Genomic DNA, 17,861 nt, shown 5'->3' on the forward strand with positions numbered 1-17,861 from the left:
GCATCCTCCCTCTCGTACGAGACCACACAATGCGGCCGCACGCATCAACCTCGCCGAAGTCCGAGGGCGTGCGGGGGTGGTCCGCGGTGCGGGTGTCCAGTGTCCTTCCGGTCCTGTCAGGGAGACGAGGCGGCCCCCGCGGTTGTGACCGGTCCGCGTGGCCGGGCCTGCGCCGGCCCCCGTGTACCGGCCCGGTCCCTGCGGCGGAACCACGCGCCGTGCGGGGCCACGCGGCGCGCGTGCTCCGCCGGTGCGGACCGGCGTGCGGTGCGCCTCACGCCGCCGGGCTCCACGTGGTGGATCGTGTTCGGCGGAGGACTCACCTCGGCTGCGCGGGCACGGCCCCGGGCATGCGTGCGGTCGTCCCCGACGTCGAGGCGGAGGACCCCGTCTTCCACGGCCGCGGCGGCGGAGAGGTCACGCGGCGCTTCCCCAGCCACTGACGCACCGTCACCCTGGTTGCGCGCCCCGGCCGTTACGCGGCGTCGACGCACCTGATGAGCAGCAGTGCGATGTCGTCCGTGCGGGGGGCCGTCCGGCGGGCCTGGTCGATCAGGTCCGTGGCGAGCCGGTCCATGGACAGGGGAGCCGTCCGGGCGAGGCGGGCGGCGAGCCCGCCCATGGCGTCGTCGAGGTCCACACCCGGGGTCTCGACGAGTCCGTCGGTGTACAGGGCGAGGACGGCACCGGGTTCCAGGGGGATCTCGGTGGTGGGGTACTCCGCCTCGGGGTCTATGCCGAGCAGCAGCCCGGGCGGCACGGAAAGGACCTCTGCGCACCCGTCCGGATGGAGCAGCACCGGCGGCGGGTGGCCGGCGGTGGCCAGGAGGGCCGTGTGCCGTGCGAGGTCGAGACGGGCGAACAGGCAGCTGACGAAGCGGCCCGGGTCGAGCTCCACCAGTTGGCGGTTGGCCTGGCAGAGGGCCTCGGCCGGTGCGGCCCCCGCGGAGGCCTGGGAGCGGATGGCGGGGCGGATCCGGCCCATGAGCGCGGCCGCCCTGACGTGGTGGCCCTGGACGTCGCCGATAACCGCGGCCGCGGTGGTGTCGTCGATGCGGACCAGGTCGTAGAAGTCGCCGCCGATGTCCATGCCGCTGACGCTGGGCAGGTAACGGGCGGCGACGTCCAGCCCCGGGAGGTCCGGCAGCGAGTCGGGGAGCATGGTCGCCTGCAGGGTCTCCGCGAGTTCCTTGCTGGTGTCGTAGAGGCGGGCCCGTTCCAGCGCCTGGGCGATCAGTCCCGCCAGCGCGGTCAGCACGGTGCGCTGGTTCCCGGTGAAGTGGTGGGGCCGGTCGAAGGCGAGGATGCACACGCCGACGGGCCGCCCCGACGCGATCAGCGGCAGGTAGGCCCAGGCGTGCAGACCCTCCCGGCGGAGGGCGTGCGGGTAGGCGGCCACCACCTCGTCGAAGGTGGCGTAGAAGGCCGGCACGCCCTCGGCGAGGGCCCCGACCGCGGCCGGCGAGCCGAGCGCCGCCCCGTTGAAGATCTCCGTCGGGCAGGGGTTGAAGCCCCGGCAGCCCACGAACCGCAGGCCGCCCTCCTCGGACAGGGCCATGGCGAGGGTCTGGGCCCGGAAGGTCGGCAGCATCTGCTCCGCGACGAGGTCGACCACGTCGACCACGCCGACGGCCTCGGAGAGGGCGGCGGCCAGGTGCAGCACCTGGTAGAGCTCGCCCAGCGCGATGGGCCCGCCGCGTGGAGCCGGCGTACCGGGGGGTGCCACTTTCCGCCGACGGGAGCGGGCGTACGGCACGACGCGGACGCTGACCCCGGTGGCATCGGGGTGGAGCTCGAACGCGAGCCACCGGTCCGGCGGGACCATCGCCGTGAAGGACTCCGGCTGCCGGCCGACCACGGCGGCCCGGAAGCGGTCCTCGAAGACGGGATCGCTCGACCAGGACAGTGCCTGCCAGGGGCGCCTGCCGAGGAGGCCGGAGACGGTGCCGCCCAGCAGACGGGCCGCGGTTTCGCTGAGGTAGGTGAACCGGCCCTCCAGGTCGAGGGTGCAGCTGCCTCCCGGCAGCCGTTCGGCGAACTGCGCCGCGGCCAGCGCCTGCGCCGGCTCCCACTCCCGGACGGACGGCTGGGGCATCGTCCGCGGGTGCGCCACCGGGACGACCGGGTGCCCGGCGTCCGCGGCCTCCTCCAGGAACCGGGCAATGCGCTGGCAGGCGGTGCCGACCAGGTCGTGGCCGGGCCCGGGGTGCTCGGCGGCGTCGCAGCAGGGCCAGAAGAGCAGGAGCGCTCCCCAGGGTGCGGCGCCGGTCAGCACCGGTGCCGCGGCCGCCGCGAAGTGGTACGGCATGGCGATCGCCGTGCGCGGGTAGCGGCGGGCGAGTTCCTGGGGCTTGCTCAGCCACACGAGCCGTCGCTCGCGCACCGCGTCGGCCACCGGCACGTGGTCGGACAGGCCCACCCCGAACCAGGGCGCGAGGAAGTCCGCCGGCATGCCCGTGGTCACCTCGAGCCGCAGCGCGTCTCCCCCGGGCGCCAGCAGGAACAGCGCGCCCGCGTGGGCACCCGTCTCACGCGCCGCGAGGTCCAGCAGCCGGTCCAGTTCCGCCCGGGGCCCCCGTCCGGCGGCGTCGGAAGGGGTGCTCGCGTACGCCTGGGCAGCACCGTCGTCCGGTGTAGCGCGCATGGCTCAACCGTACGTCCGGAGCGGCCTGCCCCGCCCGGGGCGCCGGCGGGTGGCTCAGGCGACCCGGTAGCGGCTGGTGATCGCGACGCGGTTGAAAGCGTTCATCACCGTCGCCAGCCAGGCGACCGCCGAGACCTGGTCCTCGGTGAGCACGGCGGCGGCCGCTTCGTAGTCCGCGTCGGCGACGTGCCCGTCCGACACGTGCGCGATCGCCTCGGTCAGGCGCAGGGCGGCGCGGTCGGTCGGCGAGAAGTAGCCGGCCTCCTCCCATGCGGGCAGCACCGCGATGCGGTCCGGGTTCTCGCCCTTCTTGAGGGCGTCGCGCGTGTGCATCCGCAGGCAGAAGGCGCAGCCGTTGATCTGTGACGTGCGGATCTTCAGCAGTTCCACCAGGAGCGGGTCGAGACCCGCCGCGGCGGTGCTCTCCTCCACCGTCTCGGACAGCGCGAGAAGCGCCTTGTAGCTGGCCGGGTGCTGCTTTCCGATGTTGACGCGCTGCTGCTCGGTCATGGGTCTCTCCTCCTGGTGTTTCCTGTCGGGCAAGCCTTGTCGAGGGTCCGCCGTCCCGCGCGGTCGCCGTGCGCGCCGGCTTGGACGTGGGAGATCTTCTCCGGGTTGAGGACCCTGCGGTACGTGGTGATCAGGCCGTCCTCGACCTCCACGGTGTCCACCGAGAAGACCTGGCCCGAACGGTGGTGCAGGAGCGCCGGCTCGCCGCCGACCTCGACGAGGTCGATGCGGTCCGAACGCCACCGGAGCCATACGCCGACCATCAGTTTGGCGATGCGCGCGGCACCGTGGACGAGCTTGCGCGCGGTGGAGACACTGCCGCCGCCGTCGGTGACGTACACGGCCTCCGGGTGCAGGAGCCGCACGAGCCCGGCCAGGTCACCGGCCTCGTAGGCGGCGCGGAACGCGACGAGCAGCCGTTCCCGCTCCGCCCGGGACGCCTGCGGGGTGGACTGCCTCGCCTTGGCCACCTTCCGCCGTGCCCGCGAGGCGAGCTGGCGGGCGGCGGGTGCGGAGGCGTCCAGTACGTCGGCGATCCGGTTGAACTCCAGGCCGAAGACGTCGTGGAGGACGAAGGCCACGCGCTCCGGCGGGGTCAGTTCCTCCATCACCAGGAGCATCGCCGAGCCGACGGACTCGTCGACGAGCACCGGCTCCGACGCGTCCGGTCCCGTCAGCAGCGGCGCCGGCAGCCAGGGCCCCACGTAGGTCTCCCTGCGGACGCGTGCGGACTTCAGGACGTCGTACGACCGCCGGGCGGCGACCGTGACCAGCCAGGCCCGGAGGTCGCCGATGCCGCGCAGATCCGCCACGGCCGCCCGCAGCCACACGTCCTGGGCCACGTCCTCGGCATCGGCAACGCTTCCCAGCAGGCGGTACGCCACGCCGAAGACGGCGGGCCGGTGCGTCTCCCACTCGGCCTCGAGCACCGCGGGGGGCCCGGGCACACGTGTGGCGCTCATGCTGACGTAACCTCCTTCACCCCCCACGCTCGGCAGGAAATCGAGATGTTTCTTATCCTGAATCAGTGAACCATGCCACGATCGGGCCGCGCGGGAGCGGTGCGGCACCGGGCCGGGGAGCGGCGGCTCAGTCCCGCCCGAGCCCGTCGCGTACGTACGTGCCCACCGCCGGGGCGTGCGCCTCGGCCTCCGCCCGTACGTCGGCGAGGCTCTGCTGTGCCAGCGCCTTCCGCCAGGCCAGCTCGGCCCGCCCCATGGCGCTGTTCACCGCACAAGGGCGGCTGAAGCCGCCGGCGGGCACCCGCTCGCCGATGGTGCCGCAGCGGCGGATCTCCGCGCACCGGAACAGGAGGTCGTCCCCCTCGACGGCGAGGACCACGTCCAGCATCGACACCGCCTCCAGCGGGCGGGCCAGCCTGAAGCCGCCGCGCGCACCGGGCACCGACTCCAGCAGCCCCGCCTTGACGAGTTGCTGGAGCTGCTTGTTCAGGTAGGACGGCGACAGATCGTGACCGGCGGCGAGTCGCGCGGTCGGGACCGCCTCACCGTCCCCGAGCCACGCGAGGTTGAGCAGTGTGTGCACCGCCCACTCGACGCCCTTACCCGTTCGCATATCTGGATAATAGACATCCGGTTATCGCGCGTCAAAGCCCTCGGACCGGGATGGGCGGCGGTCGCGGAGCCCGGACACCACGAAGCCGGCGGCACAGAGCGTGCCCGCCGTGCCCGCGACGATGCCGAGGACGGCGGTCGGCGGCATGTCGTCTCCCGCCGGGTAGCGCTGACCGCAGAGGCGCACGGTCCGCGGGTGGTCCGCGGCGGCCTCCAGGCACAGGTGGGCGCCCACGACGACGCGGCCGGGCATGTGCGGCACGGGCAGGTCGTCCTCGGCATGGTGCCGCCCGGCGATGTCGTACCCGACCCGCGCACTCGTTTCCTTGCCGGTCGTCACCTCTTCGACCACGCCGTCCACGCGCACGGGCGAGGCGTCGATCCGGTCGGCGCCACGGACCTGGCCGTACAGGAACCAGGCGACGCCCAGCGTCAGGATGAGGCAGCCGACCGCCACGGCGCACGGCACTTTGGGCACGTCCTTGACGAAGTCCCCCCGCATGCACCGCAGTATGGCACCGCGCCGGCGCAAGGACGCCGGCGCGGTGCCCCTGGTGTCACTTCAGGCCGAAGGCCCTGATGACGGTCTGCGAGACGGACCCCCCGTTGCGTGCCGTGGCGCTGGTGCGCAGCGACACGAACGCGGCAGCGGAAGGTGCGCGCAGCGTGGTGCGCCAGGCGCCCTGACGCTCCTTCAGGTCCTGCCGGTGCCAGGACGCCCCGTCGTCGTAGGAGACCTCCAGCCGGACCGAGGACACCGCGTCCTTCGCCGAAGTCCCGAGCACCGAGGGGGTGATGGAGACGTCCCCGGACCTGTGCGCCCTGCCCGCGGCGTCGAGTTCCGTGCCGTAGTCGAGCTGCACCAGCGGCACGGTCCCCGACTGCGCCTTGCCCGACACGAAGTCCCACTCCGTGCGGGTCCTCGACGAGTACGGGCTCAGCGCCGGATCACCGGCGGTGTCGACGACGAGCCGGTACGGCAACGACTCGGCCGGCAGGTCGAAGGCGTTGACGTAGGGGCTGTCCGTCGTCAGCAGCGTGGTGCCGCCCTGGAGCAGTGAGACGTGGGTGGTCATCGTCTCCGCTCCCGCGGAGCCCGTGTGCGGGGCCCCCGAGTCACTCCAGCCGGGGACGACCAGCGAGAGCGAGGTGTCGTCACGCACCTGGCTGTCGCTGTCCGACATGCGCGGCCGCAGGACCGGGCCGAGCCAGCGCTCCCGCTGGAGGCTGCCCGGCCGGTAGGACGTGGGGCTGTTGACCGCGCCCACCCAGCCGGTGACCGAGGCGGTCTGCTGCCAGGTGGCGTCCTCCCCCGCGGTCACCCAGTCGGTGCGCCGCCCCGGGGCCATGGGCTCGAGGCCGAAGGAGTATCCCGTGGCCCACTCGTACGCCGGGAAGTCCGTCCTGCGCTCCATGGCCTGCTTGCCCTGCGGCTGGGCGAAGTCGAGGTCGATGCGTGCCAGGCGGTCCGGGTCCGCGCGGTACGTCACGTCCTGCGGCACCGCGCCCGCGTGGTACTTGACCAGGTCGTAGACATAGGCGGGGGACGGATGCGCCGCCACCCGGAGCCGCACCCGGTGCTCGCGCGCCGCGGCGATCCTCGCGATCAGTGCCTCGCCCTCGTCCTTGCCCACCGAGACGACGGGCACGTCCACGGCGGCGCTGTAGTCAGGCTCCCCGTACCACGTGGCGAGCCGTCCCACCCCGTCGTTGGCGACGAGCAGCAGGCTCGCCCCGGCGGCCTTCGCGGCGGAGGCCTGCACCGAGGGCGCGACCTCGGCGCTGTGGCGGACCACGGCGACCTTGCCGCGGACCCGCACCTTCGCGAAGTCCTGCGGCGAACCGGCGCCGGCGAACACCGCGTCCTGGGTGGACGTGCCGTCGGGGAGGGCGGCGCTGCCCTCCTGCGCGAGGGCGTCGTCGATCCTCTCGCCGTCGTAGGACAGGTCGAGCGGCGTCTGCTGGGCGCGCAGGCGGGTGGCGAACACGAAGCTGCCGTGCCGCACCTTGGCACCGGTCGGCTGGGCCCAGACGCTGTCGTAGCCCCGGCCGACGACCACGTTCTCCCGCATCGCGCCGTAGTCGTCCGGGCCGGGCTCGGTGGAGGTGAAGGAGCGGAAGAAGTCCAGCCGGGTGTTCACCAGGGTGGCGGGCTTCGGTGTGACGGCCCGCACCTGGTGCGCCTTCGAGGCGTCGAGGACGACCCGCCGGTCCGCGGTCAGGTCCACCTCGGGCGCGCTCAGCAGGGCGATGCCCCGGGAGTCCGGGCCGTGGGTGCCCTCGACGTCCGCGTACGACACCACCGTGTAGGTGTCGGCCGGCAGACGCAGGCTCAGCTCCCCGCTCTCGGGGATCTCGTAGGCCGTGGTGGATCTGCTAAGGGCGCCCTTGAGGTGGATCCAGCCGGTCATCGGCCGGCCCGTACGGTCCTTCATGGCGATGTCGAGGTCGTAGCGCTCGGGTTCGAGGCCGACGCCGGTGACGGTGTGGGCGACCACCGCGCCGCCGGCGTCGCGGGCGACAACCTGGGCGGTGTGGTTGCCCCGCGCCAGGCCCGCCGGGTCGGCGACGGCCTCGACGGTGGTGCTGCCGTGGGCCGGCACGGTGACCTGGTCGGCGGAGAGGGTGAAGACGCCGGCGTCGGAGGCGGCCGCCTCCACCGCGAGCCGCAGCGTCACCGGCTCGTCACCGGAGTTGGTGTACGTGATCTCCTGCTCGACGGCTCCGGTACCGGCGTTCGGCCACGCGAGGAAGCGGAAGGCCGAACCGGTCGCGGTGACCCCGGCACGGACCGCGGCCGCGACGTCGACGCGCCCCGAACCGCCCTGGTACGCGGTCAGGTGGGGCGTCGCCTTGCTGGTGCTCATCAGGGCGTCCTTCAACCGGCCGGCCGGCCAGTCGGGATGCCGCTGCGCCAGCAGGACCGCGGCACCGGCGACGTGCGGCGAGGCCATCGACGTCCCGCTCATCGTCGTGTAGGGGCCCTCCCCCTCACCCGCGTACTGCGACCGGGCGGCCAGGACGTCCACACCGGGGGCTGTCAGGTCGGGTTTGAGGCCCTCGTCGCCGACGCGGGGACCGACGCTGGAGAAGTTCGCGAGCTCGTCGGAGGAGCCGACCGCGCCCACGGTCAGCGCCGCCTCGGCGGCGGCCGGGGAACCGATGGTGTACGGCGTCGCCCCCCGGCCGCTGTTGCCGGCCGCGACGACGAACAGCGTGCCGGTCTCGGCGCTCAGGGCGTCGAGGCTCCGGCTCATCAGGTCCGTGCCGTCGCTGGGCTCGGCGCTGCCCAGGCTCATGTTGACGACCTTGGCGTGCTCCGTGCGGGCGGCCCACTCCATGCCGCCGATGACCCAGGACTCCTGTCCCTCGCCTCGGTTGCCGAGCACCTTGCCGACCACCAGGTCGGCGCCGGGCGCCACGCCCTTCTCCTTGCCCTCCGACGCCGCGCCGGTGCCGGCGACGGTGGAGGCGACGTGGGTCCCGTGACCACTGCCGTCCGGCACGTCCTGGTCGGGAACGAAGCTGCGGGTGCTGACGATCCGGTCCTTGAGGTCCGGGTGTTCGGGGTCGACGCCCGTGTCCAGCACGGCGACCTTCACGCCTGCGCCGGTGTCACCCGACTCCCAGACCTGCGGGGCGCCGATCTGGGCCGTGGTGTCGGCGAGCGTCGCCTTCGTCCTGCCGTCCAGCCAGATCTTGCCGATGCCGCCGGTGAACGACGTTTCCACGGCGGCCCGTCGGGACCCGGCGCCGTCCGGCCCTGAGGAGACGGTGCGGCCCGCGGTGAGCGCGGCCCAGGCGTCGGCCGCCTCCGACCGGTCGGCCGCGACCGCCGCGCCGCCGACGGAGGGCAGGTCGCGGCGGGTCTGCGCGCCGGGCAGGGCGTCACCGCTGCGGCGCAGGGCGGCGGGGTTCCCGCCGGTGATGATCAGGGGCAACCGCGGGGCGCGCGCGTCGTCGTAGCCCTGCGCGATCAGCCCGGTGACGTTGAAGAGCCGCTTGTCTAGGCGGTCCGCGGCCACGTACGCGAGCGCGTCGTCCGGGTAGACGTAGGTGTCGCCCCCCTCGGTGACGATCCGCACCGAACCCGCGGCCCCCGGACGGCGCTCGACGCTCAGCGTGTCACGCCCGCCGCCGGTCCCCGGGGTGACGACGACCTTGTCCCCGGTGATGAGGGTGACGGTGCGCGCCGGACCGCCCGAACGGCCGGACGGCCCCTCCGGTGGTGCGGCGGACGCGGCCGCCCCCGCCGGCGCGGGACTCAGGAGCGTGATGAGTACGGCGGACGCGGTGCCCAGAGCCGCCAAGCCCGTTCTTCGAGCCGTGGAGAACAACACTGTTCCTCCTTGCGATTTCCTGGGCGAATACGATCACATCCCTGAGATTTCGAAAAGATCTTGACAGCCTCCACCAGGGAGGCGGGGCAGACGAGTTGACGCGCGGCACCGGGAACCGGCGCCCGAGGCGGGGCGTCGTCGACCCGCCCCGGGCGCACGGGGTCAGTCGCCGATGCGGGGCGGGGTGGCGGTGCCGTGCACGCGCTCGGCGTGGGCGGCGTACGCGTGTCGTGCGGCGCCCGTCAGCGCCGAGCGCTGCGGCTCGGGCAGCTCGGCGAGCAGCGCCTCGACGACCTCGGGGTCCGCCTCGTACATCGCCATCCCGAGGGACAGCGGCAGGACCTCCTGCGGCGTGCGAGCCATCCCGTGCTCTCCGAGCTGCCGCCACTCGGCCGCGGTGACGTACTGCTCGGCGAGCGGGAGTATCTCCTTCTCCTCCAGCGCCAGGTGCTCCAGGAGCGCGGGCAGCAGCCGGTCGAGGGCGTCCGCGAGCCGCCCGCCGTCCAGCGCCGTGGCGCGCCACCGCGGCAGCAGCACGGTCACCTCCGCATGGGCCTCCTCGATGGCGGCGTGCTGCTCCTCCATCGTCGGCACGATCGCCGCCGCACGGTCGCCCGCGCGCTCGAGCAGGCGCGGCCAGAGCAGCAGGTCCTCGCCCTCGTGGTGGAGGTGGAGGACGGAACAGACGTGTTCGGCGTGGGCGCCGACCGTCTCCGCGCGCCCGGTGTCGCCCGGCTCGACGTCGCGCACCAGCCGGGGAAGGAGTCGGAACTCCCGGCGCAGCATGGTGTGCGCCATGTACATGTCCCGGACGTCCGCCATGGGCCCGTTCACAGGCGTCACTTGAACCTCACTTGCTGCGGGAACCCCTTCGGGACCCGCTTTCGGCGGGCCGCCGCCCCCGGACGGGACGGCGGCCCGGGATCGGCCGGTCCGGTCAGAGGGAGCCGCCGGGCTTGAGGGCGGCGGCGATGCGCGTCACGCGGCCGCCGAGGTAGCGCGCGGCCTCGAGGCGGCTGGGGTCCGGCAGGTCGGCGCCGTTGTTGGACGGGTGCGACGGGCCGTAGGGGTTGCCGCCGGCCGCGAAGAGCAGCGGGTCGGTGTAACCGGGGGACGCGATGAGGCCGCCCCAGTGGTAGAAGGTGTTGTTCATCGCCAGGATGGTGCTCTCCTGGCCGCCGTGGGCGTTCGCCGCGGAGGTGAAGGAGGCGTAGACCTTGTTGGCGAGCCTGCCCTGCGCCCACAGGCCGCCGGTCTGGTCCAGGAACTGCTTGAGCTGCGCGGCCGGGAGGCCGTAGCGGGTCGGGGAGCCGAACAGCACCGCGTCCGCCCAGTCGAGGTCGTCCAGCTCGGCCTGCGGGATCTCCTGCGAGGTCCGGTGGTTCTCGGCCCAGACGGGGTTGCTGTCGATCGCGGCCTGGGGCGCGAGCTCCGCCACCCGGCGCAGCCGGACCTCGGCCCCCTCCTTCTGTGCGCCTTCCGCGATCGCCTGCGCCAGGCTGCGCACGGATCCGGTGGCCGAGTAGTAGATGATGGCGACGCGTGTCACGTCTTCACTCCTTGCTGGGGGAAATGCCGCGGCGCCCCGGGCGCGGATCGGCGATGGCGCCCACGGGGAGGCCGGCACGAGGTTCTGCCTCGTGCTCAGCACCGTAACGGAACATGCGTACGCAAGCAAATATCCCGGGAGCGCCACGGCAGTCACCCTGTGTGCACATTTGCGGACGCAAGCACTTTGTGATGTCATGGCTCGGGCACGCAGTTCCACGGCCCTGAGGCACAGCCTCCAGGCCGCGTGACGACCGTGCCGTGTCCCCCCGGTGCGCCGGTCCGTGGTGTCCCCCGGCGCACCGGGCCGGACCGGTCCCGACGGCGCGCCGCCGTGTCACCGGCCATCCGGACCGTGGCACCGCCGCCATGACGGCTGATCAGGTCCGGCACATCGCGTTCGTGCCGGAATGAACCCGTGGCCGGAATGAACCCGTGGCCCGCAGGGCCGTCACTCCGTGCGCGGCGGACGGCGCAGGAGGAACACGCCCACGGCGGCCGACACGAGGATGACGTACATCGCGAAGGCCACTCCCGCGTCCCGCAGGCCGAGCGCGAGGGTGAGGGCGCCGACGCCGACCACCGGTACGGAGATGCCGACGTAGGCGACGACGAAGAAGGCCGAGATCGTCGCGCCGCGATGCTCCTCGGGAGCCACCGCGCTCACGCCGGTCAGGCCCGCGCGGAACGACATGCCCTGGCCCAGGCCCCCGACGAGGGCGCCCACGACCAGCACCGGCAGGGACTCCACCACCAAAGAGGCCGCCACCACGGCCATGCCGGCCGTGAGCGCCAGGCACCCGGCGGGCAGCGCGCGCCGCACGCCCAGCCGGCCCATCAGCATCTGGCCTGCGGTGGAGGCGCAGAACACGGAGAAGACGACGAGGCCGATGACGGCGAGGTTGCGCTCCCCCAGCGTCAGGGCGAGGAAGCTCGGCGCCACCGCCGTGAACAGACCGAGCATGGAGAAGCCGGCGAACGCGGCAAGTCCGGCCGGCACGAAGGCCGCGCGTGTCCGCGGCGGGACGACCATGCCCTGAGGGCGCAGTGGTGGACGCGGGCTGCGGAGCGTCACCGTCTCGGGCAGGGCGCGGGTGACGGCGAAGGCGGCCAGCAGCAGGGCGATGTGCGCCAGGAAGGGCAGCCGCAGGGGCCACGGCGCGTACTGCGCCAGGATTCCCGACAGCAGCGGCCCGCACCCCAGGCCGCCCATGTTGGCGGCGGTGGCGGCGAGTCCGGCCCGTGCGCGCAGCTCGGGGGGCGCCAGTTCGAGCACGGCGGCCGTGGCGGCCCCGCTGAGCAACCCGGCCGAGAAGCCCGACAGCAGCCGTCCGGCGAACAGCAGCGGCAGGCCGTCCTGGAGCAGGAAGCACACCGCGCTCAGCAGCGACAGCCCCAGTGCGGCCAGCAGCACCGGCCGCCGGCCGAGGACGTCGGAGAAGTCGCCTGCGACGAGCAGGGCGGCGATCACCCCGATCGCGTAGACCGCGAAGACGACGGTGACGACCAGTTCGGAGAACCCGATCTGCTCGCGGTAGAGGCCGTAGAGGGGCGTCGGCAGCGTGGTCCCGGCCATGCCGACCGCAAAGACACCCGCCGCCGCGACGTACGCGCTCCGTGCACGGCGTTTCCCGCGGGCTTGCTCGATCACGCCTCCCAAGCTAGCTGACGGACCGTCGGATCGTCGGGGTTCGGCGCCGCCGGGCGGGGCCCGGGGTCGCCGGCGGCGGACTCCTTGGCGGGAAGGGGCGTGACGTGCGAGGCTGGCGCGCCATGACCCGTGATCCCGGCTTCCGTCTCGACGCGCGGGGCATCGACCGCGCGGCCGGGGTACTGCTCGGGGCGGCCGCCGGCGACGCGCTCGGGGTGCCCTACGAGTTCGCGTCGACCCTGCGCGAGGACCAACGGCCGGGAATGATCGGCGGTGGTCTGGGGCCGTACCGGCCCGGAGAGTACTCCGATGACACCCAGATGCAGGTCTGCGTCGCCCAGGTCGCGGCGACGGGGGCGGATCTGCGCGACCCCGGGTCCCTGGACGCGATCGCCGCGGGCTTCCGGCGCTGGGTGGACCGTGGTGCCACTGACGTCGGCGCCCAGACCCGTGCGGTGCTGGGCACCGCCGGACGGTGCGTCCGTCGCCTGCGTCAGCGGCGCCCTGCTCGGCGCCGCGCACGGCGTACGGGCCCTGCCCGCCGGGCTGGTCGGCCGCCATGAACTCTCCGGCCTCCTGTTCAGCCTCGCCCACGACCTCGTCGCCCCGTACGGGTGACCCGGCCCGGTCGTCGAAGGACGCGGCAGCGCAGCGCGACGGGTCCCCACCGCGGATGCGGCGGGGACCCACGTGGCCGTCAGGGGTGCCGGCTCACAGCTCCTTGACGCGGATGTCGCGGTAGGAGATCACGTCCGTCGTGCTGTGGACCTGGAGGCCGATGTAGCCGGTGGCGTAGCGCCGGCCGTCGGTGCCCGGGTCCCCGGCGCGCGGCGGGGTGAAGACCTGGCCGCAGACGTTGTCGAACTCGTTGATGACGACGCCGTTGCGCAGGATCGTGAAGTGCTGGCCCTCGGCGCGGATCTCGTAGTCGTTCCAGGTGCCCTTGGGGGTCACGCCGGCGCCGCCGAGGCCCACGCGGTCGAAGCCGTAGACGGAGCCCGTCTTGTACATGTCGCCGTCGGGGCGGTCGAGGATCTGGATCTCGTGCCCGTAGTTGATGGCGACCCACTCGGGGCGGGACTCCTCGGGGTGGTCGTGGACGTTCGGGAAGCGGATGAAGACACCGCCGTTGGCGTTGCCCGTGCCCGGGGCGTCGTCGCGGAACTGGAGCTTGAGCGAGAAGTCGCCGTACGTGCGCTCCGGGAACCACAGCATGCCCATGCCGGGGACGGTCGTGCTGCTGGTGATGGCACCGTCGCCGGAGAGGGTGAAGCGGCCGCCGCCGACCTGCTCCCACTTGGCGAGGGACGCCTCGGTGCCGTCGAACAGGTCGCGGTAGCCCTTCGTCTGACCGGGCTTGCCGATCTTCGACTGCTTGGCGGCCTTGGTGATCTTGTTGAACTCGCGCTGGTCGATGACGTTGTCGGCGAGCAGCCGGTCGAGCACGCCGTCGACGTGCTTGAGGAACAGGGCGTGCGAGGACCAGTCCTTCTCGTCCTCGATCAGTTCGTTGATGGTGCAGCGGCTGCGGGTGAGGCGGTTCGGCACGCCCGAGTCCACGGTGCCGACGATGACGGTCAGCCGCTCGTCGTACTCGGGGCAGTCGGGCGGCGGGACGCCGCCGCCCTGCGCGACGGTGAAGGTCACCTCGCGGGCCGTGGAGGTGTTGCCCGCCTTGTCCGTGGCACGGTAGGCGAGCGTGTGGGAGCCGATCCGGTCGACGATGACGGGGACGGAGTAGGCGAGGTAGGGGCCGCCGTCGAGGGAGTACTCGATCCGGTCCACCCCGGAGCCCGCGTCGGTCGCGGTGACGGTGACCTTGGCGCTGGTGATGTAGGCGCCGTTGGAATTCCTGGTGCCGGTCACGGTCGCCGAGGTCTCCGGCGCGGTGGTGTCCTGGGCGGGCGGTGCCACGACGGTGAAGGCGACGGACTTCTCGGCCGCGGCGTTGCCCGCCTTGTCGGCGGCGCGGTAGCGGACGGTGTGGGAGCCGACCTGGTGCACCATCACCGGCGCGGTGTACGGCTGCCAGGCGCCGCCGGCCCCCACGGCGAACTCGATGGTGTTGACGCCGGACCCGGTGTCCGACGCGGTGACGGTGACCGTGGCCATCGTCAGGTAGTTGCCGTCGGCGTCCTTCTCCCCGCTGACGGTGGCGGAGGTCTCCGGCGCGGTCGTGTCGTCGGTCGGCGGCGCGACCACGTCGAAGGCGACGGACTTCTCGGCCGCGACGTTGCCGGCCTGGTCGGCGGCGCGGTAGCGGACGGTGTGGGAGCCGACCTGGTCGACGACCACGGGCGTGGTGTACGGCTGCCACGGGCCGTCGTCACCGACCGCGTACTCGACCGTCCTCACGCCGGATCCGTCGTCGGTCGCGGTGACCGTGACCGTGGCGGAGCCGACGAAGGCGCCGTCGGCGTTCTTCTGGCCCGTGACGTTCGCCGCGGTGGTGGGAGCGGTGGTGTCCTCGTCGCCGGGCTCGGTCACGGTGAGGATGCCCTGCATCTGGCCGTGGCCGGGGATGCTGCAGAAGAAGCGGTAGCGGCCGGGGGTGAGGGTGACCTCCGCGGTGTGCCTTCCGCCGCTGTCGTCACCCGGGTTGGCCAGGATGTTGAGCGGGACGTCGTGGTTGTACTCGGGGTCCGACACGTCGAAGGTGAGCGTGTGCGGCATGCCGATGTCGTTGCCGGTCGCGGCGCTGTTCTCGAAGACCAGCGTCGCCGGGCCGGCCACCGCCGTGGTCGGGAAGCTCGCGTACTGGTCGGTGCGCGAACTGGCCGTCCAGGTGAGCACCTGGGCGGCGGCCGTGGTCCCGCCGGCCGCCGCACGGTCGTCGGTGCGTCCGTACGCGACGGTCGAGGTGAGCCCCAGCACCATCAGCAGCGCGCCCAGCAGGGCCACCAGTGGGCGTAGAGGTCGCTGTCTCACTGTTCCGCCTTCCTGACCAGGTCCTTCGCGGCGGGGGTCGCCTCGCCGCCCTTGTACGTCACACGCCACAGCGCGGACTGGGAGTCGGAGGTGAAGAAGCCGCGCCCGTAGTCGAGGACGTAGAGCGAGCCGTCCGGCGCGAACTTCCAGTCCATGAGGTTGCGGATGCCGCCCTGGCCGACCGGGATGATCTTCTTCAGCGACTCGGCGGTGACGGGCAGTCCGCCCTTGCCGACGGTCCTGGGGTCGGTCAGCACCGCGTGGCGCGGGTTGTCGGCGTCGTAGAAGTCACCGACGAACCACTTGCCGTCCCAGTACCGCGGCCACGCCCCGTCGCCCGCGGTCGTGGCGTCGTAGCGGTAGACCGGGCCGTCCATGGTGGCCTGGCCGCCGCCCTTCAGCCACGGCAGGAGGTAGGTGGCCTCCTCGTTCTTGTAGCTGGGGATCCCGTTGGCGTCCCGCGGGAAGTCGGGGGCGCCGCCCTGCGGGGAGTACCAGATGGTGTTGCCGGTGACGGGCGGCAGGTTCACCAGGCCGTCGTTGTTCGGCGACTCGTTCTTGGGGGCGTCGCAGTCGTACCAGCCGAGCGGCTTACTCGGGTCGGGCAGGTTGCGGTCGCGGTAGGGCTGCTTGTTGCCCATGCAGAACGGCCAGCCGTGGTTGCCGGCCTTGGTGATCGCGGCGAACGTGTCGTACTTCGCCGGTCCCCAGGTCGTGCTCGGCGCGCCCGCGTCGGGGCCGACCCAGCCCGCGTAGAGGATGTCGGTCTTCTTGTCGACGGAGATCCGCGCCGGGTTGCGCACGCCCATGACGTAGATCTCGCCGCGGGTCTTGCCGCCGCCCTCGTCCTGCTCCTTGCCGGTGAACAGGTTGCCCTCGGGCAGGGTGTAGGTGCCGTCCGGCTCCGGGTGGATGCGCAGGATCTTGCCGTTGAGGTTGTTGGTGTTGCCGGCGGTGCGGCGGGCGTCGGCGAAGGACAGGCCCTTGAAGTTGGGCTGCGGGTTGTTGCCGGAGTAACCGTCGCTGAATCCGGACGAGTTGTTGTCGCCGGTCGCGATGTACAGGTTGCCCTTGGAGTCCCAGGCCATGCCACCGCCGGCGTGGCAGCAGCTGTGGACCTGGACGGGCCACTTGAGCAGGACCTTCTCGGAGGCGAGGTCCAGCTTGTTGCTCGCGAGGTCCAGTGTGAAGCGGGAGACGCGCCGCTCCGCGACGTGCTTGTCGCGGTCGAGGCCGGAGTGCGGGGTGTAGTGCAGGTACACCCAGCCGTTGGTCTCGAAGGCGGGGTCGAGCTCGATGCCGAGCAGCCCCTCCTCGACCTTGGTGAGCTCGTCGCCGCCGCCCTTGTTGCCGAAGACGGTCAGGGCGCCCGCGAGGGTCACCTTCTTCGTCGCCGGGTCGTAGACGTGGACCTGGCCGAGACCTTTGCCCATGTCGGGGTTGTTCCAGTCGGTCACCACCGGGGCGCCGTTGGCGCCGCCGCCGCGGCCGATGTACAGCACCCGCCCGTCGAGGGCGACGACCATGCCGTGCGGTTCGCCGATCTGGTCCTGCTGACCGGGCTGGTTGGGCTGGGTGACCTTCACCGCGCTGTAGTTGGCGTCGATCGTCGCCTTGCAGTCGGCGCGTGAGAGCCGGGTGGTCCACTGCAGGGCGCCGCGCAGGTGGTCGCGGAAGTCGGTCTCGGCGAACGACTCCGCCGTACCGCCCATCGCGGTGTAGAAGGAGCGGCCGCCGTCGTAGTCACGGCACCAGGAGACGGGGTGGTCGACGCCGTTGGCGCCGGTTCCCGGCTGGTAGCTGCTCTCCCTGACCTTGGCGACGGTGTGCACCTTGCCGGTCGGGTTGCTCGCCCAGTTGAGCCACTTGTCGGGCCGCTTCCACTCCAGCGGCAGGTCCTTCGTGGCCGGATTGACCCGGTCGGGGATCTCGACGACGGCCCGCTGGACGGCGGCCGGGCTGGTGGCCGCGGGCCGCGCGCCGACGAGACCGGCGAACCAGTCGGAGTACGGTTCGGTGCGCGCCGCGTCGTGGATGCCGAGGAAGCCGCCGCCGGCCTCCATGTAGGCCTCCAGGCCGGCTTCCTGCTCGGGGTCGAGCACATCCCCGCCCCCGGTCAGGAAGACGACCGCGTTGAAGGTGCCCAGGCGCTTGGCGCTGGTGAAGACCGAGGCGTCGTCCGTCGCAACGGTCTTGAAGCGCTGGGCGGCCGGCCCGGACAGGCCGATCGCCTCGATCGCCTCGATGCCCGCGTCGACGGTCGGGGACTCCTCGGTGGCCGAGGCGTGGAACACCAGGACCTTGACGTTCTTGCCGCCCGGTGGCGACGGCAGGGATAACGTTGTCGGCACCGGCTCCGGATACGGTCTGGCCGTGGCGGCGGTGCCGCCCAGCAGGGATGCCGCCAGGGTCCCCGCCACCAGGACCGCGGTCCTGCGGCGCCGGGATCTCGACCGGTGATGTGGTGCGTTGTGCATCGTTCACCCACCCTCCGTGGTCACAGCAACAGCGCCTGAAGCTAGACGGCTTTTGACGGTCCGCCAATAGCTATAGACGGAATCTCACCAACTTTGTCCCGACTGTGGATAAACAGGGGTCGCTGGTCTACCGTGTGGCCGTCCCCGGGGACCCTCGCGCCCCGACCGTCTCCTCACGGCACTGGAGAG

General features: G+C 72.7%; 12 protein-coding genes. 1 reads left to right on the forward strand and 11 read right to left on the reverse strand.

Going from position 1 to position 17,861, the window contains the following annotated elements:
- Window positions 1–475: 475 nt before the first annotated feature.
- The 9 genes from ACFW3D_RS11285 to ACFW3D_RS11325 form a co-directional block, all read right to left on the reverse strand.
- On the reverse strand, window positions 476–2,644 hold the full coding sequence (locus ACFW3D_RS11285; protein WP_500503798.1) for a SpoIIE family protein phosphatase: 2,169 nt from the start codon (window positions 2,642–2,644) through the stop codon (window positions 476–478).
- A 54-nt stretch (window positions 2,645–2,698) separates the two neighbouring features.
- Window positions 2,699–3,154 (reverse strand): carboxymuconolactone decarboxylase family protein, encoded by a 456-nt coding sequence (locus ACFW3D_RS11290; RefSeq protein WP_500503800.1) that lies wholly within the window; start codon window positions 3,152–3,154, stop codon window positions 2,699–2,701.
- Window positions 3,151–4,116, reverse strand: a complete 966-nt coding sequence (sigJ, locus tag ACFW3D_RS11295; RefSeq protein WP_500503802.1) for an RNA polymerase sigma factor SigJ — start codon at window positions 4,114–4,116, stop codon at window positions 3,151–3,153. Before sigJ ends, ACFW3D_RS11290 begins: the two co-directional genes overlap by 4 nt.
- Window positions 4,117–4,243: 127 nt before the next feature.
- Window positions 4,244–4,729, reverse strand: a complete 486-nt coding sequence (locus ACFW3D_RS11300) for an RrF2 family transcriptional regulator (protein ID WP_500503804.1) — start codon at window positions 4,727–4,729, stop codon at window positions 4,244–4,246.
- A 21-nt stretch (window positions 4,730–4,750) separates the two neighbouring features.
- Complete coding sequence (locus ACFW3D_RS11305; RefSeq protein ID WP_500503806.1) at window positions 4,751–5,230, reverse strand: hypothetical protein; 480 nt, start codon at window positions 5,228–5,230, stop codon at window positions 4,751–4,753.
- Window positions 5,231–5,285: 55 nt separating this feature from the next.
- Entirely contained in the window at window positions 5,286–9,038 is a 3,753-nt protein-coding gene (locus tag ACFW3D_RS11310) for a S8 family serine peptidase (RefSeq protein ID WP_500503809.1), read from the reverse strand.
- Window positions 9,039–9,230: 192 nt separating this feature from the next.
- The gene (locus ACFW3D_RS11315; protein WP_500503811.1) at window positions 9,231–9,911 is read right to left on the reverse strand and encodes a hemerythrin domain-containing protein; all 681 of its coding nucleotides are present in this window, start codon (window positions 9,909–9,911) and stop codon (window positions 9,231–9,233) included.
- A gap of 94 nt (window positions 9,912–10,005) precedes the next feature.
- Entirely contained in the window at window positions 10,006–10,617 is a 612-nt protein-coding gene (wrbA, locus tag ACFW3D_RS11320) for an NAD(P)H:quinone oxidoreductase (protein ID WP_500503813.1), read from the reverse strand.
- Window positions 10,618–11,067: 450 nt separating this feature from the next.
- Entirely contained in the window at window positions 11,068–12,192 is a 1,125-nt protein-coding gene (locus tag ACFW3D_RS11325) for an MFS transporter (protein WP_500503923.1), read from the reverse strand.
- 197 nt (window positions 12,193–12,389) lie between these two features.
- Between ACFW3D_RS11325 and ACFW3D_RS11330 the strand changes: the two genes are divergently transcribed.
- Complete coding sequence (locus ACFW3D_RS11330; protein WP_500503815.1) at window positions 12,390–12,830, forward strand: ADP-ribosylglycohydrolase family protein; 441 nt, start codon at window positions 12,390–12,392, stop codon at window positions 12,828–12,830.
- 148 nt (window positions 12,831–12,978) lie between these two features.
- Here ACFW3D_RS11330 and ACFW3D_RS11335 read toward each other — a convergent pair whose 3' ends face one another.
- Both ACFW3D_RS11335 and ACFW3D_RS11340 read right to left on the reverse strand, forming a co-directional pair.
- On the reverse strand, window positions 12,979–15,144 hold the full coding sequence (locus tag ACFW3D_RS11335) for an OmpL47-type beta-barrel domain-containing protein (protein ID WP_500503924.1): 2,166 nt from the start codon (window positions 15,142–15,144) through the stop codon (window positions 12,979–12,981).
- A 47-nt stretch (window positions 15,145–15,191) separates the two neighbouring features.
- The gene (locus tag ACFW3D_RS11340; protein WP_500503817.1) at window positions 15,192–17,672 is read right to left on the reverse strand and encodes a ThuA domain-containing protein; all 2,481 of its coding nucleotides are present in this window, start codon (window positions 17,670–17,672) and stop codon (window positions 15,192–15,194) included.
- Window positions 17,673–17,861 lie beyond the last annotated feature (189 nt).

Source organism: Streptomyces sp. NPDC058864, assembly GCF_042742985.1.
Lineage (GTDB): Bacteria > Actinomycetota > Actinomycetes > Streptomycetales > Streptomycetaceae > Actinacidiphila.